22 protein-coding genes and 1 pseudogene are annotated in these 22,088 nt (G+C 38.6%); 20 read left to right on the plus strand and 3 right to left on the minus strand.

Annotated elements, in window-relative coordinates:
- Nucleotides 1-419: 419 nt before the first annotated feature.
- A complete protein-coding gene (locus A3GS_RS0106960; RefSeq protein ID WP_018364703.1) occupies nt 420-1,280 on the minus strand; it encodes a LysR family transcriptional regulator in 861 nt (286 codons plus the stop codon).
- Nucleotides 1,281-1,388: 108 nt separating this feature from the next.
- Here A3GS_RS0106960 and A3GS_RS13315 point away from each other — a divergent pair, with 108 nt between their 5' ends.
- The 14 genes and pseudogenes from A3GS_RS13315 to trmFO all read left to right on the plus strand — a co-directional run bounded on the left by A3GS_RS13315 (nt 1,389) and on the right by trmFO (nt 13,157).
- Complete coding sequence (locus tag A3GS_RS13315; protein ID WP_018364704.1) at nt 1,389-1,547, plus strand: cyclophilin-like fold protein; 159 nt, start codon at nt 1,389-1,391, stop codon at nt 1,545-1,547.
- Nucleotides 1,510-1,707: a cyclophilin-like fold protein gene (locus A3GS_RS13320; RefSeq protein WP_169333419.1), complete on the plus strand. Its 198-nt coding sequence runs from the start codon at nt 1,510-1,512 to the stop codon at nt 1,705-1,707. Before A3GS_RS13315 ends, A3GS_RS13320 begins: the two co-directional genes overlap by 38 nt.
- Before the next feature lie 37 nt (nt 1,708-1,744).
- The gene (locus A3GS_RS0106970; RefSeq protein ID WP_018364705.1) at nt 1,745-2,725 is read left to right on the plus strand and encodes an alpha/beta hydrolase; all 981 of its coding nucleotides are present in this window, start codon (nt 1,745-1,747) and stop codon (nt 2,723-2,725) included.
- 30 nt (nt 2,726-2,755) lie between these two features.
- Nucleotides 2,756-2,968, plus strand: coding sequence for a flavodoxin (locus tag A3GS_RS13325; RefSeq protein ID WP_083901877.1), 213 nt, complete (start codon nt 2,756-2,758; stop codon nt 2,966-2,968).
- Between the two features lie 117 nt (nt 2,969-3,085).
- A pseudogene (locus A3GS_RS12360) lies at nt 3,086-3,624 on the plus strand (site-specific integrase); the annotation flags it as partial.
- Between the two features lie 93 nt (nt 3,625-3,717).
- The gene (ylqF, locus tag A3GS_RS0106980; protein WP_018364707.1) at nt 3,718-4,569 is read left to right on the plus strand and encodes a ribosome biogenesis GTPase YlqF; all 852 of its coding nucleotides are present in this window, start codon (nt 3,718-3,720) and stop codon (nt 4,567-4,569) included.
- The gene (locus A3GS_RS0106985; RefSeq protein WP_018364708.1) at nt 4,556-5,329 is read left to right on the plus strand and encodes a ribonuclease HII; all 774 of its coding nucleotides are present in this window, start codon (nt 4,556-4,558) and stop codon (nt 5,327-5,329) included. The genes ylqF and A3GS_RS0106985 overlap by 14 nt, the downstream gene beginning before the upstream one ends.
- Nucleotides 5,330-5,331: 2 nt before the next feature.
- Nucleotides 5,332-6,345 carry a YdcF family protein gene (locus tag A3GS_RS0106990; RefSeq protein ID WP_018364709.1) on the plus strand — a complete coding sequence of 338 codons (1,014 nt, stop codon included), beginning with the start codon at nt 5,332-5,334 and terminating at the stop codon, nt 6,343-6,345.
- A 16-nt stretch (nt 6,346-6,361) separates the two neighbouring features.
- Nucleotides 6,362-6,910, plus strand: a complete 549-nt coding sequence (locus tag A3GS_RS0106995; protein WP_018364710.1) for a sugar O-acetyltransferase — start codon at nt 6,362-6,364, stop codon at nt 6,908-6,910.
- 64 nt (nt 6,911-6,974) lie between these two features.
- Complete coding sequence (gene dprA, locus A3GS_RS0107000; RefSeq protein ID WP_018364711.1) at nt 6,975-7,817, plus strand: DNA-processing protein DprA; 843 nt, start codon at nt 6,975-6,977, stop codon at nt 7,815-7,817.
- A gap of 104 nt (nt 7,818-7,921) precedes the next feature.
- Nucleotides 7,922-10,060, plus strand: a complete 2,139-nt coding sequence (gene topA / locus A3GS_RS0107005) for a type I DNA topoisomerase (RefSeq protein WP_018364712.1) — start codon at nt 7,922-7,924, stop codon at nt 10,058-10,060.
- A gap of 143 nt (nt 10,061-10,203) precedes the next feature.
- Nucleotides 10,204-10,878 carry a SatD family protein gene (locus tag A3GS_RS0107010; protein WP_018364713.1) on the plus strand — a complete coding sequence of 225 codons (675 nt, stop codon included), beginning with the start codon at nt 10,204-10,206 and terminating at the stop codon, nt 10,876-10,878.
- Nucleotides 10,875-11,588 carry a DUF3307 domain-containing protein gene (locus tag A3GS_RS0107015; protein ID WP_018364714.1) on the plus strand — a complete coding sequence of 238 codons (714 nt, stop codon included), beginning with the start codon at nt 10,875-10,877 and terminating at the stop codon, nt 11,586-11,588. Before A3GS_RS0107010 ends, A3GS_RS0107015 begins: the two co-directional genes overlap by 4 nt.
- Before the next feature lie 234 nt (nt 11,589-11,822).
- On the plus strand, nt 11,823-13,157 hold the full coding sequence (trmFO, locus tag A3GS_RS0107020; RefSeq protein ID WP_018364715.1) for a methylenetetrahydrofolate--tRNA-(uracil(54)-C(5))-methyltransferase (FADH(2)-oxidizing) TrmFO: 1,335 nt from the start codon (nt 11,823-11,825) through the stop codon (nt 13,155-13,157).
- Nucleotides 13,158-13,239: 82 nt separating this feature from the next.
- Here trmFO and A3GS_RS0107025 read toward each other — a convergent pair whose 3' ends face one another.
- Nucleotides 13,240-13,746 carry a PASTA domain-containing protein gene (locus A3GS_RS0107025; protein WP_018364716.1) on the minus strand — a complete coding sequence of 169 codons (507 nt, stop codon included), beginning with the start codon at nt 13,744-13,746 and terminating at the stop codon, nt 13,240-13,242.
- Nucleotides 13,747-14,190: 444 nt separating this feature from the next.
- Here A3GS_RS0107025 and A3GS_RS0107030 point away from each other — a divergent pair, with 444 nt between their 5' ends.
- The 6 genes from A3GS_RS0107030 (at nt 14,191) to lepB (ending at nt 20,729) form a co-directional block, all read left to right on the plus strand.
- Nucleotides 14,191-15,474, plus strand: coding sequence for an erythromycin esterase family protein (locus A3GS_RS0107030; protein WP_018364717.1), 1,284 nt, complete (start codon nt 14,191-14,193; stop codon nt 15,472-15,474).
- A 25-nt stretch (nt 15,475-15,499) separates the two neighbouring features.
- Nucleotides 15,500-16,252 carry an ABC transporter ATP-binding protein gene (locus tag A3GS_RS0107035; RefSeq protein WP_018364718.1) on the plus strand — a complete coding sequence of 251 codons (753 nt, stop codon included), beginning with the start codon at nt 15,500-15,502 and terminating at the stop codon, nt 16,250-16,252.
- A 1-nt stretch (nt 16,253) separates the two neighbouring features.
- Nucleotides 16,254-18,272: an ABC transporter permease gene (locus A3GS_RS0107040; protein WP_018364719.1), complete on the plus strand. Its 2,019-nt coding sequence runs from the start codon at nt 16,254-16,256 to the stop codon at nt 18,270-18,272.
- Between the two features lie 230 nt (nt 18,273-18,502).
- Nucleotides 18,503-19,168 (plus strand): DNA-binding response regulator, encoded by a 666-nt coding sequence (locus A3GS_RS0107045; RefSeq protein ID WP_026216317.1) that lies wholly within the window; start codon nt 18,503-18,505, stop codon nt 19,166-19,168.
- On the plus strand, nt 19,168-20,106 hold the full coding sequence (locus tag A3GS_RS0107050; protein WP_026216318.1) for a sensor histidine kinase: 939 nt from the start codon (nt 19,168-19,170) through the stop codon (nt 20,104-20,106). Before A3GS_RS0107045 ends, A3GS_RS0107050 begins: the two co-directional genes overlap by 1 nt.
- A 65-nt stretch (nt 20,107-20,171) precedes the next feature.
- Entirely contained in the window at nt 20,172-20,729 is a 558-nt protein-coding gene (lepB, locus tag A3GS_RS0107055; RefSeq protein WP_018364722.1) for a signal peptidase I, read from the plus strand.
- Nucleotides 20,730-20,793: 64 nt separating this feature from the next.
- Here the strand turns inward: lepB and xerS are convergent, their stop codons facing one another.
- Complete coding sequence (gene xerS, locus A3GS_RS0107060; RefSeq protein WP_018364723.1) at nt 20,794-21,864, minus strand: tyrosine recombinase XerS; 1,071 nt, start codon at nt 21,862-21,864, stop codon at nt 20,794-20,796.
- Between the last annotated feature and the right edge of the window lie 224 nt (nt 21,865-22,088).

A 22,088-nucleotide genomic window follows, 5' to 3' on the forward strand; every position in this document is an offset into this window, starting at 1 on the left:
TTATCAATAAAACTATCAGTTATCGGTGTAACTTTGAGGAAAAATATATTTTTATCATCTGTGATCCTAGAGTAATTATATTTGTTTAAGCAATCAACCTTGATAAGGCGGTATATTTGATAGTGTAAAATAAGTTGTGTAAACACAAATAGGCATACTACTAAGAAGGTATGAAAGTTACATAATAATGTTTTCAACTTTCCAAAGGAGTGACACTATAAACGCTATAAAGTTAATAAAAACCGTCTATCAAGTTTTTCTGAGTTAGGCAAAAAAGTCTAACTTCATTTAACAACAAGGCAAAAGTTTTAAACACTAGTTTTTTAGTAGTATGAAGGAGCAAAGTGATAAAAGACTTGATTGGTATAAATGGTAAGTTCTTGTCAAGAATGACAAATCTGAAAACATGAAAAATGATATCAAGCATCCAAAATGTTATCCTTCAGAGCATCTAAAAATACTTTAGCAATTTTGGGTTGGTGGGAGTAACGCCTCCAGATAAGATTTAAATTTTCTTCCATTGGTGTGTCAAAAGGGATGAAGGAGAGACCTGCTCTATTTACAATCCCGTCTAAGCCAATAGCAATTCCCATCCCTGCTTCAACCAAGAGAGCGGCATTGAATAATAGATTATAGCTACCTGCAATATGGAAATCTTTGAAAATTGACCGCCACTTTATATCTTTGTTGGCCTGACTAGATACGATGATTGGATATGGAGCAATGTCTTCAAATGTGACTTGATGTTTGGCAGTGAGCTGATGAGAATTTGGGACTAGCACACCCCATTGTTCCCCCTTTCCAAGTGGCAATGAATCGTATTTTTTATGATTTACCTCACCAAAAATAATGCCGAAATCTAAGAGTCCACTGTCTAATTTTTCCTGGACTTCATCAGCATTTCCACTAAAAATGGAAAATTGTAACTGCGAATGGTTTTGCGTTAGATTGCTGGCCACATATGCTACCGTAGCCAGTGACTGACTCTCTGCAGCCCCAATCGAAATCGTACCGGAAATTTCTTCATCAAAGCGGATGGATTGTTCTGTTTTTTTCACCAAGGCTAAAATTTCTAAGGCTCTGTTATAGAGGAACTGACCCTGTTCAGTCATTTGAACTTCTCGGCTTCCCCTGATAAGGAGTGGTGCTCCTAATTCTTCCTCCAACTCTCTTATTTGACGGGAGAGAGTTGGCTGAGTGACGTGAAGGGAGCGCGCAGCATTTGTAATACTTTTTTGTTGAACGATTGTGACAAAATAGTTTAACACACGAATGTCCATAGTTTTTTCTATGCTTTCTAGTAATATTTATTATGCAATATAGGTATTTGATATGGTTATTGTATCATGCTATGATAGGTGATGTAAAGGCATAGACTGTATTATGATATGGAGAAGGTCTTGATTATCAATCAGAAAGAATTTACCCTACAGCTGGAAGGGAATCTGGCTAGCATGGAGCTTTATAATCGCTTTCCTTTAGAAATCAGAATGGATCATGTCAACGGGAATGAAAAGTTTTTTCTTTTTGAACAACCCCTTACCTAGGGAAGAATGCAAGCCGTTTTACATCCGTTCTGGTGATGTAATGTTGTATGGTGATAGTGGTCTTGTCATATTTTATGATGATTTAACATCACCGTATTTCTGTACTAAAATTGGTAAAATAATAGAATCATCAAATCTTAAAAGAAGTATTAGACAATAAAAGTGTCAAAGTAATATTTGAAAAAAGGAGAAAGAAAATGAATATTGAAACATTAGAGTTGACAGAGCAGTGGGATAAGGTATTTGAAAAAAGTGAGGACGTTCATCATCAAAAAGTTCAGTTCCACAATCATTTTGGCATTAGTCTAGCTGCTGATCTTTATTATCCTAAAAAACACACTGGAAAACTGCCAGCTTTGGCGATTTCTGGTCCATTTGGTGCTGTCAAAGAACAAGCATCTGGTTTGTATGCACAGGAGTTGGCAAAAAGAGGATTTTTAACCCTAGCTTTTGATCCCTCTTATACAGGGGAATCAGGTGGACAGCCTCGTTATATGAATTCTCCAGACATCAATACAGAAGATTATCAAGCGGCAGTTGATTATTTGTCAACGCATGACTTAGTAGATTCTGAAAAAATTGGTATTATTGGTATTTGTGGCTGGGGAGGTATTGCACTGAATGCTGCAGCCATCGATCCACGAATTAAGGTCACGATTGCTTCGACTATGTATGACATGTCTCGAGTGACTGGAAATGGTTATTTTGATGAAGCAGATTCGGAAGAAGCTCGCTATCACACGCGTCTTGCCTTAGCAAATCAGAGAACGGCAGACTATCAAACTGGCACCTATAAAATGGCAGGAGGAGTGCCAGACACTTTACCAGAAGATGCTCCACAATTTGTCAAAGATTACTATGCTTATTACAAAGAACCTCGCGGCTATCATATTCGCAGTTTAAATTCCAATGCAGGTTGGGCAGTTCAGGCTAATACAAGTTTTTTAAACACACGTTTTCTCCATTATGCCAATGAGATTCGCAATGCCGTGATGATCATTCATGGTGAAAAGGCTCATTCGCGTTATTTTAGTGAAGATGCTTTTAAAGTGTTAAAAGGTAGCAATAAAGAATTGTTGATTATACCTGGTGCAGTCCACGTGGACCTTTATGATAATCTGGACAAAATTCCATTTGATGAAATGACTTCGTTTATCATGAACCATTTCAATGATTGAAGCAAAAAGGATGGAGAGCAGGAAGTAAATATACGTCCTGCAATTGCCAATAACTCATCTGAGAATTCTGGATATGAGACAATTTTTCTTGGATTACCTGTTTGGCGGAGTGAGTGTCCAATGATTGTATGGACTTTCTTAGATGCAGAAGAATTGGCTGATAAAACACTAATTTTCCTAAGCCACAACTCATCTGAGTTATGGCTTAGAGAATACCTTACCAAATATAAGAATTTTAGATGAGTTTTTAGCTTTTAATATGGAATCAAAGGGCGGAAAAATGGGTAGAATCGTGGTATAATAGACATTGCCGAATTTTCTATTTAACATAATCTTGATTTTCTTTTGGATACCAATTGTGATTTAGCTATTGTTTTGCTTTGTTCAGGATTGAGAATTGGAGAAGCTGCTTTTACAACAGAAGATTTCAATCCAGATACCAGAGTTGTAACAATAGATAAATCACTTCAGTATCATGATTTGAGGGTTGCGGACTTTTATTTTGACACAACTAAGACTATAAATGCCGACAGAGAAGTTGCATTACCTAAAGTAGCTTGCGAAGCAATTTTACGAGCAATTAAAAGAAGTGATAAATTTGATAAGTACACTTTAGAAAACTCTGCTAAATCCTTTTCACATACAGAAAGTATTTTTCGGACAGAATATAGTTCCCCCCATTACGTCGCACTCTTTTCGTGAGGTGTTAGCCAACGAATTTGAATTTAAAAGAGTTCCGAGATATAATTGGAATTAAAGAAAGCTATCTTCCAGGACATATTAATGTAAATATCCTACCAAAATTATTAAAAGATATTAAGAAATATCATTCAAATTTTGAGATTATATGTCTTCGTGAAGGAAAGCAAAAAATTATTGGGTATGAAATGGTTTGGTAAAATCAGTCTATATTTGGTGACTTTTTGGTGACCTGATAGAGTTTAGACAAGTTTACCACCGTCAAACCCTTGATACGAAAGGAAGATACACTCATGGCAACAATTCAATGGTTCCCGGGCCATATGTCCAAGGCGCGCCGACAGGTTCAGGAAAATATTAAGCATGTTGACTTTGTGACTATTCTGGTCGATGCTCGCCTGCCCTTATCTAGTCAAAACCCTATGTTAACTAAGATTGTTGGTGATAAGCCTAAGCTTATGATTTTAAATAAGGCTGATCTTGCTGATAGTGTTCATACGGCACAATGGCGCAGCTTCTTTGAGAGCCAAGGTATTAAGACCTTGGCGATTAACTCAAAAGAACAATCTACCGTTAAAAAAGTGACCGATGCCGCTAAGGAATTGATGGCTGACAAGATTGAAAAGCTCCGCGAACGTGGTATTCAAAAGGAAACTTTACGAACTATGATTATCGGTATCCCCAATGCTGGCAAATCCACCCTGATGAACCGTCTAGCAGGAAAGAAAATTGCTGTTGTTGGCAATAAGCCGGGTGTTACCAAGGGGCAACAATGGCTAAAATCCAACAAAGATTTAGAAATTTTAGATACTCCAGGGATACTTTGGCCTAAGTTTGAAGATGAAGTTGTCGGACTAAAACTTGCGCTTACTGGTGCTATTAAAGACCAACTCTTACCTATGGATGAGGTAACCATTTTCGGTTTAAACTATTTCAAGCAGCATTATGCCGATCGTTTGCTCGAACGTTATAAAGGGATTAATCTTGACGAAGAAGCACCTGAAATCATCATGGCTATGACTCAGAAACTTGGTTTTCGTGACGACTACGATCGTTTTTATAATCTTTTTGTTAAGGATGTACGTGATGGTAAACTAGGGCGTTACACGCTTGATATTGTCGGAGAAACTGATGGCAACGATTAAGGAAGTCAAACAGCAACTAGCAAGTCTCACAGAGCTTTCCGACCCAGCTTGGGCTGGCTTTGAAGCAGATAGCCGTGCAGGGGTTCAAACGGCCATTAGGCAGCGTAAAAAAGCCATTCAGGCTGATTTGGATGAAGATTTGCGTTTGGAAAATATGCTGCGCTACGAAAAAGATTTGTATGCACAAGGCTTCAATCAGATTGCTGGCATTGATGAAGTTGGTAGAGGCCCATTAGCAGGACCAGTGGTAGCAGCCTGCGTTATTTTGCCGAAATATTGTAAAATCAAGGGACTTAATGATTCCAAAAAAATCCCTAAGTCTAAACATGAAGCCATTTATGAACAAGTTATGAAAGAGGCAATGGCAGTAGGTATTGGAGTACAATCAAATGATGTCATCGATCGTGTTAATATCTATGAAGCGACCAAATTAGCTATGATAGAAGCAGTCGGAAAGATAAAGAAAGAACCAGATTATTTGTTGATTGATGCTATGAAGTTAGACTTAGCTATTCCTCAGCAATCTATCATCAAGGGAGATGCCAATTCTCTATCTATCGCGGCAGCTTCTATCGTTGCCAAGGTTACACGTGACCGTATGATGACAGCTTATGATAAGCAATACCCGGGCTATGCTTTTGCTCAAAATGCAGGTTATGGGACAAAAGACCACCTCTCAGGACTTCATAATCTTGGTGTAACACCAATTCATCGCAGAACCTTTGAGCCAATAAAATCTATCCTAGGAGGGAATGACTAATCATGTGGCTGTTTTTTCTACTTTTCTTGCTGTCACTGGGATTTTTTGTTCTTGCTTATTTTAAAGAACGACGCTCTATTTTTATAGCGCTTTTGGTTGTTAATCTGTTTATTTGGTTAGGGATATGGATTCTTTCTGCTCGTATATTAGAAACGAATGACATTTTGCGCTTGCTAGGAATCGCTATTTTCGCAACCTTTTTACTTTGTCTTATGCTTGGCCCCTTTTTCTTTTTATGCGCTCTTTATTATAATGGTTTTAAACTTCTAAAAAGTGAAGGGGTTCGTTTTCAAAACTTTTTGTCCCTTGGTTTGGCTCTTGCTATCACCTTTTATAGCTTTATTTTTCCTTTTATCACGAAGTATTTATCCTCCATCCCCGTTCTCAACTATTTCTTTTTCTATCTAGGGATTTTAGTGGCTTATCTTGTGGGACTTAGTATACTTTATACTAGTTCTAGTTTTGTTAATTTAATCAACATTTTACCACCCAAACTAGATTATGTTGTTGTTCTGGGGGCTGGCTTAATTGGTGAACAGGTTACACCACTTCTAGCGTCACGTATTGATAGAGGCATTGCTATTTATCATAAAAATCCAGGAAGTAAACTGATTATGTCAGGAGGTCAGGGGCCAGATGAAGTCATCTCTGAGGCACAAGCAATGACTAACTATGCTCTCGTAAAAGGAGTAGCAGCAGACGATATTATTCTTGAGAACAAATCGACTAATACAAAAGAAAATATAAAATTTTCCCGCAATCTCATGACAAACGGAAGTCAATTCGCTCTTGTTACCAATTACTATCATGTTTTTCGCGCCTTACTTATAGCACGACAAATGAGAATTAAATGTATTGGTTACGGTGCTAAAACAAAATTTTATTTTAGTTTAAATGCTTTCATTCGTGAGTTCGTTGGTTATCTTGTCTATACTAAAAAATGGCATATAACTATACTTGGTGTACTAACTTTTGTGTTTATCATCGGGACAATCCTGACACACCTTATTCAATGACAATACGGAGGTAAAAATGACAACAGAACGTGAAAAAATGCTGGCAGGCCAGCTTTATGATGCAGCTGATACTGAATTGAAGACCTTGCGCCTAGCTGCGCGTGAAAAAATGGCACAGTTCAATGATGAGCTTGACCGTAGCAAGCGAAAAGAACTTGTAAAAACCTGGTTTGGATCGACAGGCGATAATGTGATGATTGAACCTCGATTTGCTTGTGATTATGGGGTTAATATCCATGTTGGTGAGAATTTTTATGCCAATTTTAACTGTACCATGCTTGATGTTTGTGAGATTCGTATTGGTGACAATGCAATGCTAGGACCGAATTGTCAACTATTGACCCCACTTCACCCACTTGACGCTATAGAGCGTATCTCTGGTCTGGAATATGGCGCTCCAATCACTATTGGTAATAATGTTTGGCTTGGTGGCGGTGCAACTATTTTACCTGGAGTAACACTAGGCGATAATGTTGTTGTCGGAGCAGGAGCAGTAGTGACTAAATCTTTTGGAGACAATGTTGTCATAGCAGGGAATCCAGCTAAAATTATTAAAACACTTTAAAATCTCATTCAAGCTCTGCTATTTTTGCAGAGCTTTTTCGAATAATCAAAGTGGAGGAACAAGCATGAATAATTTTGAACTGTATAAATTGAAAAAAGCTGGATTGACTAATCTTAATATTATCAACATTTTGGATTATCAGGCACGTGTTGGTAAATCCTTATCACTACGCGACATGGCTGTTGTGTCAAAGTGCAAAAACCCAATTCTTTTCATGGAGTCTTACAAGCACCTAGACAGTAAAACTCTGCGAGAAGAGTTTAATAGATATCCTAGTATTTCAATACTAGACCAAGAATATCCCCTAGAACTTAAAGAAATTTATAATCCACCAGTTCTGCTATTTTACCAAGGCAATCTGGATCTGCTGGCAAAGCCTAGGCTAGCAATCGTAGGCTCACGCAATTGCTCGGATGTGGGTGCAAAGTCTGTTCAGAAGCTGATTAAGGAGCTGGGGAACCAGTTTGTGATTGTGTCTGGCTTGGCGCGTGGTATTGATACTTGTGCTCATGTGGCGTCTTTGAAAAATGGTGGGACGAGCATTGCCATCATAGGAACTGGGCTTGATAGGTATTATCCTAAAGAAAATACCAAGCTGCAAGATTACATGGCTAAAAATCATCTTGTCTTAACAGAATACGTAGCCGGCGAACAGCCTTTGAAATTTCATTTTCCAGAACGTAACCGTATCATTGCTGGATTAGCGCAGGGAGTCATCGTTGTCGAAGCTAAGATGCGTTCTGGTAGTCTTATCACTTGTGAACGTGCCTTAGAAGAAGGGCGAGACGTCTTTGCTGTTCCAGGAAATATTTTAGATGGAAAATCTGATGGCTGCCACCATCTTATCCAAGAGGGCGCTAAGTGCGTTATGACAGGCTTAGACATTCTTTCTGAATATCAATTCTAATCCTTCTTTTCCTATAGCAAAAAGTTTTTTATTGACAGTTTAAGAAAAGTAAGTTATTATGCTATAAGTTTGACATTGAAAACATGTAATTAGGAAGTGAATTTATGGCAACAGCAACTGTTACAAAGAGAAAAACAAGCGCTAAAAAGACTGGTAAGAAAAACACTAGAAAAAAAGCGGCTACTAAAAAAAATTTGGTTATTGTGGAATCACCTGCTAAGGCTAAAACAATTGAAAAATATCTGGGTCGCAACTATAAGGTTGTAGCTTCGGTAGGACATATCCGTGATTTAAAGAAATCTAGCATGTCTATCGACTTTGAAAACAATTATGAACCGCAGTATATCAATATTCGTGGCAAAGGTCCCTTGATTAATTCTCTTAAAAAAGAAGCTAAAAATGCTAAAAGTGTTTATCTGGCTAGTGACCCTGATCGCGAAGGAGAAGCCATTTCATGGCATTTATCACATATCCTAGGACTTGACGAAAAAGCCAAAAATCGCGTTGTTTTCAATGAAATTACTAAAGATGCTGTCAAAAATGCCTTTTTGGAGCCGCGTCAGATTGATATGGACTTGGTTGATGCACAGCAGGCACGTCGTGTTCTTGACCGTATTGTGGGATACTCTATCTCACCAATTCTTTGGAAAAAAGTGAAAAAGGGCTTGTCAGCAGGTCGTGTTCAATCCGTCGCTCTCAAACTGATTATTGACCGCGAAAATGAAATTAAGGCTTTTAAACCCGAAGAATATTGGACAATTGATGGTGCTTTCAAAAAGGGCACACGTAAATTCCAGGCTTCCTTTTATGGCGTGGATGGTAAAAAGTTCAAACTTAATAATAACAGTGATGTCAAGGCAGTTTTGGCTCGCATTACTAGTGACGATTTCCTCGTTGAGAAGGTTGAGAAGAAAGAGCGTCGTCGCAATGCACCGCTTCCTTATACAACCTCATCCTTGCAACAAGATGCTGCAAATAAAATTAACTTCCGTACCCGAAAAACAATGATGGTTGCGCAGCAATTATATGAAGGAATCAATCTTGGCTCTGGTCAGCAGGGATTGATTACTTATATGCGTACCGACTCAACTCGTATCAGTCCTATAGCACAAGGTCAGGCAGCTGATTTTATTACTGAGCGATTTGGTAGTCAATATTCCAAACATGGCAATATGGTCAAAAATGCTAGCGGAGCTCAAGATGCTCACGAAGCGATTCGTCCATCCAATGTTAACCAAACACCTGAATCTATTGCCAAATATTTGGATAAAGATCAGTTGAAACTTTACACGCTCATCTGGAATCGCTTTGTGGCTAGTCAGATGACCTCAGCTGTCTTTGATACTATGAAAGTTACCTTGACTCAAAACGGTGTCATTTTCACAGCCAACGGTAGTCAGATTAAATTTGACGGTTATTTGGCTGTTTATAACGATTCTGATAAAAATAAAATGTTACCAGACATGGCAGAAGGTGAGATTGTTAAAAAGATCAATACACAACCTGAACAGCATTTCACCCAGCCACCTGCTCGCTATTCAGAAGCAACGCTGATTAAGACTCTAGAGGAAAACGGTGTCGGACGTCCTTCAACCTATGCTCCAACTTTGGAAACCATCCAAAAACGCTACTATGTCAGGCTAGCAGCCAAACGCTTTGAACCAACTGAGTTAGGAGAAATTGTCAATGGTCTCATCGTTCAATTTTTCCCTGACATTGTTGATGTTAAATTCACAGCGGAGATGGAAGGAAAGCTGGACGAAGTTGAGCTTGGCAAGGAGCAGTGGCAGAAAGTTATTGATGACTTTTATAAACCGTTCGAAAAAGAATTAACTAAGGCTGAGACCGAAATGGAGAAAATCCAAATCAAAGACGAACCAGCTGGCTTTGACTGTGATGTTTGTGGACACCCTATGGTGATCAAGCTTGGTCGCTATGGCAAATTCTATGCTTGCTCAAATTTCCCAGAATGTCACAATACTAAAGCAATTACTAAAGAGATTGGTGTCACCTGCCCAATCTGCGGCAAAGGCCAGGTCATTGAACGTAAAACTAAACGTAACCGTATTTTTTATGGTTGCGACCGTTATCCAGAGTGTGAGTTTACGTCGTGGGATCTGCCAGTTGGTCGTTCTTGTCCTAAATCTGGTGATTTCCTCGTTGAGAAGAAAATTCGTGGTGGCGGAAAACAAGTCGTTTGTAGTAGCGAAAAGTGTGACTACAAGGAAGAAGTGGTTAAATAGTCGCAAAAAGGGATTTCCTAAGATATTTAGAATGATTTCCCGTATAAAGTCTATGAAGTCCGTTATAATGGAAAAAACAAAAAATTGCCGTTATAATGGACTTTTTTATTTTATCTGTTATAATAGACTTTGAGGTGACTTTTATGATGTATTTTGCTTTAATTGGAGATTTAATAAATTCCAAGTCGTTACCTAATCGTTCAGAAGTGCAAAATATTTTAAAATCTTGTCTAGAACGCCTAAATCAAGATTATGAAACAGTATTGGCTTCGAAGTTTTCTGTCACTTTAGGAGATGAATTTCAGGGACTTTTAAGAATGGAAGCTCCTATATTTCACATTATTGATCAAATTGAAACAGCCTTGCTACCGTGTAGTATCCGTTTTGGTCTTGGAATGGGAGAAATAAAGACAAGTATCAACCCAGAACAAAGTTTAGGTGCTGATGGCCCTGCATATTGGTATGCTAGAGAAGCGATTAACCATATTCATCAGAAAAATGATTATGGCAATACCCAGATAGCAGTAAAGTGCAAAGATCCATTAACTACAGAGGTCGTTAATAGTCTTATATCGGCAGGGGAAGCTATCAAAGTCAATTGGCGAGCTAGCCAAAGAATTATACTTGACGAGCTTTTAGAGTTAGGAATTTACGACGAACGTTTTGACCAGCAGCATCTAAGTGAGAGGCTTAAAATAAGTTCTAGTGCCCTATCAAAACGTTTGAAGAGTAGTAGTCTCAAGGTGTACTTGCGAACTCGTAAGACCGCTTTGACGGTTCTCAGAGAAAGCAGTCGAATGAAGGAGGAAGAGCAATGACTGGACTTTCACATATTTTGAGCGATAATCCTATATTGACTAGTTTGCTAATTTGTCATTTCCTCTCTGACTTCCAGCTACAAAGTCAACGAGTTGCTGATAGAAAGAGTTCTAACCTTATTTATCTATCTTTTCATCTAGTTGGTGTTGCTATTCCGCTACTCATCATGACAGTGCTTCAGCCTAAAATTTGGTGGCTTGCTCTGCTTATCTGGATAAGTCACGCATGTATAGATTATTTCAAACCACGATTAACAAGGCTTCTGAAACTTACTCAAAGTGCCAGTTTCTCGCTGGACCAGATGCTGCATCTGGTTATCATTATTCTTCTAGGCTTATCAGCTCGAAATTACGTTTTACCCGAATGGTTATCACCAACTAGTTTAAATCTTATTTTGTTCGTGGTTTTAATTACTAAACCAACCAATATTGCGTTTAAATTGTATTTTACAAAATACCAACCCAAAGATATTGGAAAAATGGACACAATTCCTGGTGCAGGGGCAACTATTGGTTTGTTAGAGCGAATTATCATTGCGGTTTGTCTGTATTTCAATCAATTCGCTTCAATCGGCTTGGTTTTCACAGCCAAGTCTATTGCGCGCTATGATAAGATATCTAAAGATCCGGCATTTGCAGAATATTATCTAATTGGCTCACTTTTCAGTATCTTAAGCGTTTTATTGGTGGCGTGGATTTGCTTATTTTAGATAGAGTGATGAATTTAATAGAATAGTATCGTAATACTAATTTTCTAAGTAGCCTTCTCTACGAAGCTTGACTTTTGAATAGTAAATATATTATATCTTTTTCAAAGAATTCAGTGAAGAATTGTTCAAAATCAAAGTTATTAATATTTAATTTGGTATTTTAATACTAAATAATTGAAATTAAAATTTTAGAAAGATTTGTGGGAATTTTTTTCCCAAAGAGGTATTAGTGTCATGTCTCAATCTTATATCAATGTTATCGGTGCAGGTTTAGCTGGTTCCGAAGCAGCTTACCAAATTGCTAAACGCGGCGTTCCAGTCAAGTTATACGAAATGCGTGGTGTCAAATCAACACCACAACATAAAACTAGTCATTTTGCTGAGTTGGTTTGTTCTAATTCGTTTCGTGGTGACAGTTTAACAAATGCTGTCGGTCTACTCAAAGAAGAAATGCGTCGCTTGGATTCTCTAATCATGCGTGCGGGAGAGGCACACCGTGTACCAGCAGGCGGTGCTATGGCAGTTGATCGTGAAGGTTATGCTCAGGCAGTAACAGCTGAAATCGAAAATCATCCGTTGATTGAAGTGATTCGTGATGAAATTGTTGAGATTCCAGATGATGCCATCACAGTTATCGCAACTGGCCCTTTGACTTCAGATGCTCTAGCTGCAAAAATTCACGAGTTCAATGGCGGTGATGGATTTTATTTCTACGACGCAGCAGCACCGATTGTAGAAAAAAGCACTATAAACATGGACAAAGTTTATCTCAAATCGCGCTATGATAAGGGAGAAGCAGCCTACCTTAACTGTCCAATGACCAAGGAAGAGTTTCTGGCTTTCCAGGAAGCTTTGATTCATGCTGAAGAAGCTCCGCTTAATTCCTTTGAGAAAGAAAAGTACTTTGAAGGCTGTATGCCAATTGAAGTCATGGCTAAGCGCGGTGTGAAAACTATGCTCTATGGACCGATGAAACCAGTTGGTCTGGAATATCCGGATGACTACAAAGGACCGCGTGACGGCGAGTACAAGACACCTTATGCAGTCGTGCAATTACGTCAAGATAATGCAGCTGGTTCGCTCTACAACATTGTCGGCTTCCAGACACATCTTAAATGGGGTGAACAAAAGCGAGTCTTCTCCATGATTCCAGGTCTAGAAAATGCAGAATTCGTCCGTTACGGTGTCATGCACCGCAATTCTTACATGGATTCACCAAATTTGCTAAATCCAACTTTTGCGACGCGTCGGAATCCAAATCTTTTCTTTGCTGGTCAAATGACTGGTGTCGAAGGCTATGTTGAATCAGCTGCTAGTGGACTTGTGGCAGGGATTAATGCCGTGCGTCGCTTCAAAGGCGAAGAGGAAGTTATCTTCCCACAAACAACAGCGATTGGTGCATTGCCACACTACATCACCCATACAGAAAGTAAACACTTCCAACCTATGAATGTCAACTTCGGCATTATCAAAGAGCTTGACGGGCCGCGTATTCGCGATAAAAAAGCCCGCTATGAAAAAATTGCAGAGCGCGCCTTAGCAGATTTAGATGCTTATTTGGATTGTTAAGCAGCTGGTCAATATATTAGACTAAAAAAGCTGTCTTAAATCACACCTTGGTCCGTGGATTTAAGACAGCTTTCTCTCTTGATTATTTTGGAGTCACGTCTTTGCGTGACTTTTTCTTTTTGTCAAAGAGGTCTTTGACACCAGTCAAGGACTCGACAACTTTCTGTCCAAGTTCTTCCTTCCTATGCTCTTGCTCGTTAATCAAAATGCTAGAAGCATTGAGGACGGTATCGTCTACGTAGTAGAGTTTAATCAAAGCACCACTACGAGCTTTTTTGCTGCGTGGATACATATTAACCACTTGATTGACAGGGGTATTAGCATACTTTGGATGAGGATTTTCAGTAATGGCTCTAACAATAAAGCCCTGTTTTTCTAAATGCTGTTTGGCATCAGTAATATCAAGATGAATGACATTATCTAGGTCAATGTAATGCTTCTTCAGATCGTTGCGACGGTCTAGTTCCTTTTCAATGATGGGTCTAGTATTGTCGATAGCTCTGCCGATGATTTCAGTAGTGTCTGGCAGGACTGCCATGACTTTACCAACCGTGCCTAAAGCCTTAGCCCATTTTGTTTTTTGACTCATAATTGTGTCTCCTTTATTGTCATCTCATACAGGGAGTTTTTCTTCATTATAGCAAAAAGCTGCCCATTTCCCAAAAAGAAACCTTACAAAATTGTAAGGTTAATGACTGGCATTGTAAGTTTACCAGTCTCATTTTTCGATAAAATAAAGGTGTAAGATAAAGAAAGGCGGTGAGCAGATGTTAGCTCTCTTAAAAAACAGTATAATGTTTTTTCTTTGGCTAATAGTGGCTAGTCTTAGCCTAGTGGCTTATGGTTTGACTCAATCCTTTCATTTAGTGAGGGGGGAAATCTCATGCATGCACAAGTAGTAGAAGTAGTTGTTAATTTTTACATCCTGATAAGCATTCTTTTTATTATCCTTATCGGGGTTAGTAGCCTACGTCTTTGGTATTAGGCTGGCATAAGGCCTCTAAAGCATTATCACCAGATTTAGGAGATTGTCATGAAGATGTTGAAAAAGATTTGTAAATGGGTGATCATTCTGATAGTCAGCTTAATCACAATTATTGCTGTTGCAGATGCGGTTTGGGTATATGGCCCACAGATTTTAGCAACGCAAAGAATCGATGCTATCAATCCATACGCCCAAAGTGTATCAGACTTTGATATTCCTGACGAAGCCAAGATTATTGGACTTGGTGAAGCGACACACGGTAATAGAGAGTTTCAAGAACTCAAACTATCAGTTTTGAAAACTCTGGTCAAGAAAGAAAAGGTACGAAGTTTTGCATTAGAGATTGATTTTGCAGAAGGTCTCACCATCAATAACTATATTCATGAAAGTCAGGGAAATCTCAACAAGATTGTCAAAAACTTATCCTTTACCATTTATCGTACAGATCAGATGAAAGCCTTGATAAAATGGATGAAAGATTATAATGCTGGTAAGCCTGAGTCTGATCAATTGTCCTTTTATGGTTTTGACATGCAGAATCCTGAAATTGGTGTAGAATTGGTAAGCAATTATGGTCAGCGGCTAAACTTCTTAACTGATGAGGAACTGGAAACACTCAAGCCCATTATAAATATTGGTAAAATGTCTGACAAAGAAAAAGAAGCTGCTATTAGCACTCTTAAAAAACTTCAAACAGCTATTGATAACAGTACTCCTTCCTCAGAAGGACAACTCATTTCTCACAACATCTCTTGTATTCTTAATAGTTTTGATTATTATCAAAAGACTTCGTCCGATTATGTCACGATGAATAATACTCGTGATCAGTACATGGCTGATAATGTCGCATGGATTCAAAATTTTGAAGAAAGGAAAGGGCAAAGTCGTCTGATGATTTCCGGACACAATGGGCATGTAAGCCTAAAAGAAGCATATTATACTAGTATGGGCAGTCGTTTACGTGAAAAATTCCAAAAACAATATTTTGTCATTGGAACAGACTATTTTCACACAAGAGTTAACATTAATAATATTGGAGCCGATGTTGGTCGTAGCAATCATTATTTTAACTCAGCTGACCCACTAGCAGCACAAGCTAGAAGATTTGGTAACTCTCGGTATTACCTAGACTTTACAAGTGTTGATAAAGACAGTCAGGTAGGAAAAATAATTTCCAAACCAATGTCTATGGGGAGTTTAGGAGAAGGTTACAGTTTCTTGATGACATTTCTACCTATGAGCAACCGTGTTAAACAAACACCCAAAGACTTATATGATGCTATGATATTTATCTATAAGGCAACCCCAATCCAACCATACGCTAGCAAATAAGCTATAATAGAAAAAGGAGATTATTATGTTACTAAAAATCAATCATTTAGAAAAAGTTTACCGCACGCGCTTTTCAAAAGAGGAAACTCATGCCTTGCAAGATGTGGACTTTAAAGTAGATCAAGGAGAATTCATCGCTATCATGGGAGAGTCAGGTTCCGGTAAAACCACTTTGCTTAATATTCTTGCTACACTGGAGAAGCCAACCAACGGTTCTGTTTTGCTGAATGGTCAAGACATTACCAAGATCAAGGAAAGTCAACTTGCAGCATTCCGACTTAAAAATTTAGGTTTTGTTTTTCAGGATTTCAATCTCCTAGACACACTCAATGTCAGGGATAACATCTTCCTTCCTCTGGTTTTAGACCGTAAGAATTATAAAGAAATGGAAGCTCGCCTAAGTCAACTTGCACCCAAATTGCACATTCAGGATTTGCTGGATAAACGACCTTTTGAACTTTCTGGTGGACAAAAGCAGCGCGTTGCTATCGCACGTAGTCTGATTACTAATCCTCAGCTTCTTCTGGCAGATGAACCGACAGCTGCGCTGGACTATCGTAATTCTGAAGACCTTCTCAACCTCTTTGAAACCATCAATGCAGACGGGCAAACCATTCTCATGGTAACCCACTCTGCCAATGCAGCCAGTCATGCTAAGCGAGTGCTCTTCATCAAAGATGGCCGTATATTCCATCAGATATATCGTGGCAATAAGACTAATCAAGAGTTCAGCAAGGATATTTCACTCGCCATGACCGCCCTGTTAGGAGGTGAGTAGGATGTTCTATTTCAAACTAGCTTTCAACAATTTAAAGCATTCTTTCAAACACTTTGCTCCCTTTTTCCTGGTAGGTGTGACGACCTTTGTCTTTAGTAATATCACGCTGTTACTGGAAATGAGTCCCATGGCTGCTTCCATGGGAACAGGGCAAATGGCTCTGGGGCTAGCCTACATTGTCTTAGCTATCCTATCAGCTATCCTCTGTCTTTATAGCTATCATTTTCTCCTCAAGCAACGTCATCAAGAATTTGGTCTCTATAATATTATTGGGATGAACAAGAGTCAGATTATCCGCGTAGCTAGTATAGAACTCTTTGTGATTTACCTAATTACTGTTCTTTTGGGTCTTATCTTTAGTGCGATTTTCTCGAATTTCTTCTATCTGATTTTCGTCAATATCATTGACTACAAGGATCTACACTTCTCTCTGACAGCTCAGCCATTTATTATCAATACTAGTCTTTTCGCTGCTATTTTTGTGGGGCTTGAACTTGTTAATATCCGCAAGATTGGGCGAACTTCCGCTTTGAATCTCTTTAAAAACCAAAGTCAAGGTGAACGTGAACCTAAGGGAAACCTTATCCTAGCGCTTATCGCTCTGCTAGCTCTTGCTTATGGCTACCACTTGTCTCTTTCTGCCGGTAATAGTAGTGCCCTCATTGCCATTGGGAAGTTCTTCCAGGCTATCTTGGCGGTTATTTTGGGAACCTACCTTTTCTATATTAGTTTTACCACTTGGTATTTGAAGGCTCGTCGTAAAAATAAAAAATACTTTTATCAATCTGAGCACTTCGTCAATACTTCACAGATGATCTTCCGTATGAAGCAAAACGCCGTTGGGTTGGCCAATATTACCCTACTTGCTATCATGGCTTTTGTGACGGTCTTCTCGACAGTGGCTCTATACACCAACACTAATAATCTGATTAAAGACCAATTTCCTAAATCTTCTGTTTTTGAACTCATCAATACCACCAATCAAGAAGAAGCAGATGCCTTGATTAAAAACTATATCGAAAAACCTCTCGGAAAAGACGCCAAGTCACTCATGCAATATTCCTACTCCACTTACGCTGTCAATTACCCCAAGGGTAAGAATCAGAACTTAATCGTAGATAAAGTATCTGCCAACAGCAAAAGGAATCTTGTGCAGACGGTCTCTAAAATGGAGGCTCTGCAAGTTATGACTCAAGATGAGTTTATAAAATTAGGCAATCAACTAGAACCCTTGTCAGAACACCAAGTGGCTGTCTATGATTTCGACAATTCTCAATCTCACCAGTTCAAGACCCTATCTTGGATGGGAAAGACCTATCAAAACGTTCACCAAATCAAGCAGATCAAAAATGTGCGCGGCCTAGGAACTACTGGCTTACCAGGTGCATTGATGATTGTTGCTAATCGTAAAGTCGCCTCTGATTTATTGTCTAGTTACCAGGTTAAAGGCCCAGAAAAGACGAAAATGACCGTTTCCCAAACAAGACTGGTCATCGGCAATCTAAGCAAGGCTAATGAAACAAAATTCCTCAAAATAGCCAATAAGAATAGCGGAACGTTAGCTGCCGATGAAAATGGCGGAGCTATCCTCTATTATAATCAAAAAAACAGCCATGAGGAAATACTCAAAATGATGGGTGGCTTTCTCTTTGTTGGCTTCTTACTCGGTATCGCCTTCCTACTTGGCGCAGCCTTGATTATTTACTACAAACAACTATCTGAAGGTGTACAAGATAAAGAGTCTTACAGGATTTTGCAGGAGGTTGGAATGAGCCTCAAACAAGTCAAGAAGACCATCAATTCACAGGTTATCCTCGTTTTCTTCTTACCCTTGGTCATGGCTATCATCCACTTCATCTTTGCCTTGCCGATTTTAAAATCTCTACTTACCGGTTTCGGTGTTCAAAGTGACAGCCTTATCTATACTGTCAGTGCGGGGACTATCCTTGTCATCTTGCTCATTTACTTCGGCATTTATAGGCTAACCAGCAGGACTTACTATAAGATCATTGAAAGATAAGCAATTCCTTAGGAAATGGTTAGAATGACACTTTTAGAAATAAAACCTCTAGGGAGTTGACTTCCTAAAAGTGTGTGACAGCGCCTAGATACACGACGTATCGACCTAAACTAAAAAAAGAAGGATAGATGAGATTTACTCTCTGTGTTGCTAGTCTATGACTGGTAATTTAGTGCGTGAAAGATAGACTAAGTGGCGAAAAATCGCCACTTTTTTGGTAAAATGAAGGTATGATAAAAAAGAAAATGATTTATCTTGTTGAAGACGATGGGACCATTGTTGATGTGTTGAAGAAACATCTTTCTAAGACCTATCAGGTGGCCAGCGTCAGCAATTTTCGCAATATCAGTCGAGAAGTAGAAGCGCTCAAACCCGACCTCATCCTCATGGATATTACGCTCCCCTACTTTAATGGCTTTTACTGGACGACCCAAATCCGCCAATACTCAACGGTGCCCATTGTGTTTATCTCATCCAGCGATGATGAGATGGATATGGTTATGGCTCTCAATATGGGCGGTGACGATTTTATCTCTAAGCCTTTTTCGCTGACTATTCTGGATGCCAAAATCGCAGCCTTTCTGCGACGCGCCCAGCAATTTGTCACGGACGAGTATAGATTGGATCAATTCAGCCTCAGCCGTGATGGTTTTTTGTCAAATGGAGCAGATCGGGTCACCTTATCACCAACGGAAAATAAGATCCTGACCATCCTCTTTGCCCATCTTAATCAGGTGGTCTCTAAGGAAGATTTGCTGGAAAAACTTTGGGAGAATGAGAGTTTCATTGACCAAAATACCCTCAGCGTCAATATGACACGCCTACGTAAGAAGGTTATTCCTCTGGGATTTGACCGCATTCATACCGTGAGAGGAGTTGGCTACCTACTCAAATGATGATTTGGACATTTTTACGGGAATACCGCATTTGGTATCTGACCTACTTTCTCATGTCGGCTACCTATTGGTTGACCTTTTACCTCTATCGCTTACCCATGGCTTATTTTGGTATGAGCATTTTGTTTAATCTGACCTTCTTACTCATCATTAGTCTCACTATCTGGCTAAAATTTAGAAAAAAGATGCAGACTTTAGAAGAGTTTCTCTATCTTGATGAGTTGACTGACTTACATTCACCGTCTGAGCTAGCTTATCAAGATCTCATCAGTCGGGTCAAAGATGCTGACAACCAAGACCGGTCAGCCACTAAAGAGCAGTTGCGACAGCAGCAGGAACTCATCAAAATGTGGTCCCATCAGATGAAAGTTCCTCTGTCAGCCCTATCTCTCATGGCACAGACTGATAAAATGGATAGTCGAGAAGTGCGTCAGCAGCTCCTACGTTTGGAGAATTACGTTGATACTCTCCTCACCTATCTCAAGTTTAACAAAAACAAAGATGACTTCCGTTTTGAGGAATGCTCTGTCCGTGACCTTGTGACAGACTTGGTTAAAAAATATCGCATCGCTTTTCTTGCTAAGCACTTGTCCATTAACATTGAGGGAGACTGGCATTTAAAAACAGATAAAAAATGGCTTAATTTTGCTATTTCACAAGTTCTGGATAATGCTATTAAGTATTCCAAAGAGAGTTCAGTGATACAAATTAATATTTCACAAGGCAGAATCAGTATCATCGATCATGGTATTGGAATACTAGAGGAAGATTTACCACGAATTTTTGAGGAAGGCTTCACAGGATATAACGGTCACGAACATCAGAAGGCTACAGGATTTGGACTTTACATGACAAAGCAAGTCCTAGACCAGCTGGATCTAGATATTGTCATTACAAGCCAGATTGGTCAGGGAACGCAGGTTACTATTTTAAAGTAACTTGACTCAGGATGTTACTTTTTTTCTTTTCTAAAAAATGATATAATTAAGACCAAGGAGAAATAATGGTCAAACGTGATTTAATTAGAAATATAATTTTAATAGTCATTGCATTACTAGTGTTCTTTTTACTGAGAATCTTTGTGTTTTCAACATTTAAAGTTCATGAAGATGCTTCAAATGCTTATTTGAAAAATGGTGATGTTGTACTTGTCAATCGAAACAAAGACCCTCAGTATAAAGATTTTATTGTCTACAAAGTGAAGGATATTTACTATATCAGCCGTGTCATTGCTACTGAAGGTCAAGAAGCAACTGTTATGGATGATATTTTATATATAGATAAAGCTGTTAAGGATGAGCCCTATATTGAGAGCGAGAAACTTAAATATCAGTCCTCTGCTGATGGTCAGACTGCCTTTACTTCGGATTTTTCAATTCCTTCAATAACGAAAAATAAGTATACCAAAGTCCCTAAAGGCTATTATCTGGTCTTAAATGACAATCGCCAAAATACAAATGATAGTCGTCGTTTTGGCTTGATAAAGGAAAGTCAGATTCGTGGCGTCATTTCATTCAGACTGTTCCCTCTAAAAAACTTCGGCTTTGTTAATGCCGAATGAATGAATTAAAAAGAGCAAGAGCTCTTTTTTTGATACAAAAAGTTCACATAACATGTGTGAACTTTTATAATTTATCCAAGGCATTTTTCTGTTCGTCGTTGACGATATGAGTATAGAGGTCAGTTACTTGGGTAGAAGCATGACCTAGCTGATGACTGACAAGAACCTGTGATTTAGTTGCATCATAGAGCCGTGTGGCTAGTGTATGCCTTAACTTGTGAGGTGTAACCCGTATTTTAAAATCTTCAGAGTATTTCCCAACCATTTTTTCAACACTAGAAGAATCAATACGATTTGGAATCCCGCGATATTCAGATAGAAATAGGGCGACATCTTGTTTTTCAGCCTTGTAGCGAGCCTTACGAACCTGTAAATATTGCTCTAAATAGGGTTTGGCAAAAGCAGCAACGTTGACCGAATCACGTTTTCCTCCCTTTCTAGTCACTTCAATAACCATCATATTGAGATTAATATCCTTTAAGTCAAGATTAACCGCTTCAGATAAACGGACGCCAGATGCAAGCAGTAGTGCAATAATAGCTAAATCTCGTTCCTTGTTTTTTATAAAGGAAGATAGGGCACGTTTCGAAAGTTTGTGTTCATATTCACAATCTATGTACTCTAAGAATTCCATAGTTTCATCGCCTAAGAAGAGTTTTTGCTTAATATTTTCAGCCCGCGCAGCCAGAGTTTCCTTTTTCTTTTTTGTAGAAATCTTTTTCATAACGTTTCGGTAAAAATATGGTTCTCCATCAGCATTTTCAACCTCCTCGGTCAGATATTTAAAAAGACTAGATAAGGCTGATAAAGTTCGATTGATGGTTGTCTGAGAGACGCCATTTTGTGTGGTATTAGCATTCAACAAAGGACGTTCTCGCAAATATAAAACGAATGCTTCCATATCTTTTTTTGATAAATTTTCAAGAGTTTCTAAATCAATGTCATCAATTTTTTCAGCATGTGAAATCCCAGAATCAATCAGCCATTCCAAAAAGCGACGGTATTCCTTGAGGTATTCATAGAGGGTTGTAAAGCTATAAGGCACAGCGAGTTTGGATTGATAGTAATCCAAGATGTACCAAGGCATAATTTCTTTGAGCTGATCAATTTTTTCAAGTAATAATTCACGTTTCATCGTCAAATATCTCCATAGATTTTTATAATAGGAGTATATCATATCCCTATGCTTTTTTCAAGAAAATTACAGTTTTTCGGAAAGATGATAAAAGAAAGACATTCTTTTTTATTTTACATAATTAACATTATGTAAAACTGCTGTGCATTGACCAACGTTTGTTTTGCTAGATTATTTTTATTATTTTTGAAATTTTAACAAAAAATCTATCGCAGTACTAAAAG

The organism is Streptococcus caballi DSM 19004 (assembly GCF_000379985.1).
Classification (GTDB): domain Bacteria; phylum Bacillota; class Bacilli; order Lactobacillales; family Streptococcaceae; genus Streptococcus; species Streptococcus caballi.

Bases quoted from the DNA above. Each gene is read 5' to 3' on its own strand.
- A3GS_RS0106960 (WP_018364703.1), bottom strand. From the start codon at position 1,280: ATGGACATTCGTGTGTTAAACTATTTTGTCACAATCGTTCAACAAAAA.
- A3GS_RS13315 (WP_018364704.1), top strand. From the start codon at position 1,389: ATGGAGAAGGTCTTGATTATCAATCAGAAAGAATTTACCCTACAGCTG.
- A3GS_RS13320 (WP_169333419.1), top strand. From the start codon at position 1,510: ATGAAAAGTTTTTTCTTTTTGAACAACCCCTTACCTAGGGAAGAATGC.
- A3GS_RS0106970 (WP_018364705.1), top strand. From the start codon at position 1,745: ATGAATATTGAAACATTAGAGTTGACAGAGCAGTGGGATAAGGTATTT.
- ylqF (WP_018364707.1), top strand. From the start codon at position 3,718: ATGGCAACAATTCAATGGTTCCCGGGCCATATGTCCAAGGCGCGCCGA.
- A3GS_RS0106985 (WP_018364708.1), top strand. From the start codon at position 4,556: ATGGCAACGATTAAGGAAGTCAAACAGCAACTAGCAAGTCTCACAGAG.
- A3GS_RS0106990 (WP_018364709.1), top strand. From the start codon at position 5,332: ATGTGGCTGTTTTTTCTACTTTTCTTGCTGTCACTGGGATTTTTTGTT.
- A3GS_RS0106995 (WP_018364710.1), top strand. From the start codon at position 6,362: ATGACAACAGAACGTGAAAAAATGCTGGCAGGCCAGCTTTATGATGCA.
- dprA (WP_018364711.1), top strand. From the start codon at position 6,975: ATGAATAATTTTGAACTGTATAAATTGAAAAAAGCTGGATTGACTAAT.
- topA (WP_018364712.1), top strand. From the start codon at position 7,922: ATGGCAACAGCAACTGTTACAAAGAGAAAAACAAGCGCTAAAAAGACT.
- A3GS_RS0107010 (WP_018364713.1), top strand. From the start codon at position 10,204: ATGATGTATTTTGCTTTAATTGGAGATTTAATAAATTCCAAGTCGTTA.
- A3GS_RS0107015 (WP_018364714.1), top strand. From the start codon at position 10,875: ATGACTGGACTTTCACATATTTTGAGCGATAATCCTATATTGACTAGT.
- trmFO (WP_018364715.1), top strand. From the start codon at position 11,823: ATGTCTCAATCTTATATCAATGTTATCGGTGCAGGTTTAGCTGGTTCC.
- A3GS_RS0107025 (WP_018364716.1), bottom strand. From the start codon at position 13,746: ATGAGTCAAAAAACAAAATGGGCTAAGGCTTTAGGCACGGTTGGTAAA.
- A3GS_RS0107030 (WP_018364717.1), top strand. From the start codon at position 14,191: ATGAAGATGTTGAAAAAGATTTGTAAATGGGTGATCATTCTGATAGTC.
- A3GS_RS0107035 (WP_018364718.1), top strand. From the start codon at position 15,500: ATGTTACTAAAAATCAATCATTTAGAAAAAGTTTACCGCACGCGCTTT.
- A3GS_RS0107040 (WP_018364719.1), top strand. From the start codon at position 16,254: ATGTTCTATTTCAAACTAGCTTTCAACAATTTAAAGCATTCTTTCAAA.
- A3GS_RS0107045 (WP_026216317.1), top strand. From the start codon at position 18,503: ATGATAAAAAAGAAAATGATTTATCTTGTTGAAGACGATGGGACCATT.
- A3GS_RS0107050 (WP_026216318.1), top strand. From the start codon at position 19,168: ATGATTTGGACATTTTTACGGGAATACCGCATTTGGTATCTGACCTAC.
- lepB (WP_018364722.1), top strand. From the start codon at position 20,172: ATGGTCAAACGTGATTTAATTAGAAATATAATTTTAATAGTCATTGCA.
- xerS (WP_018364723.1), bottom strand. From the start codon at position 21,864: ATGAAACGTGAATTATTACTTGAAAAAATTGATCAGCTCAAAGAAATT.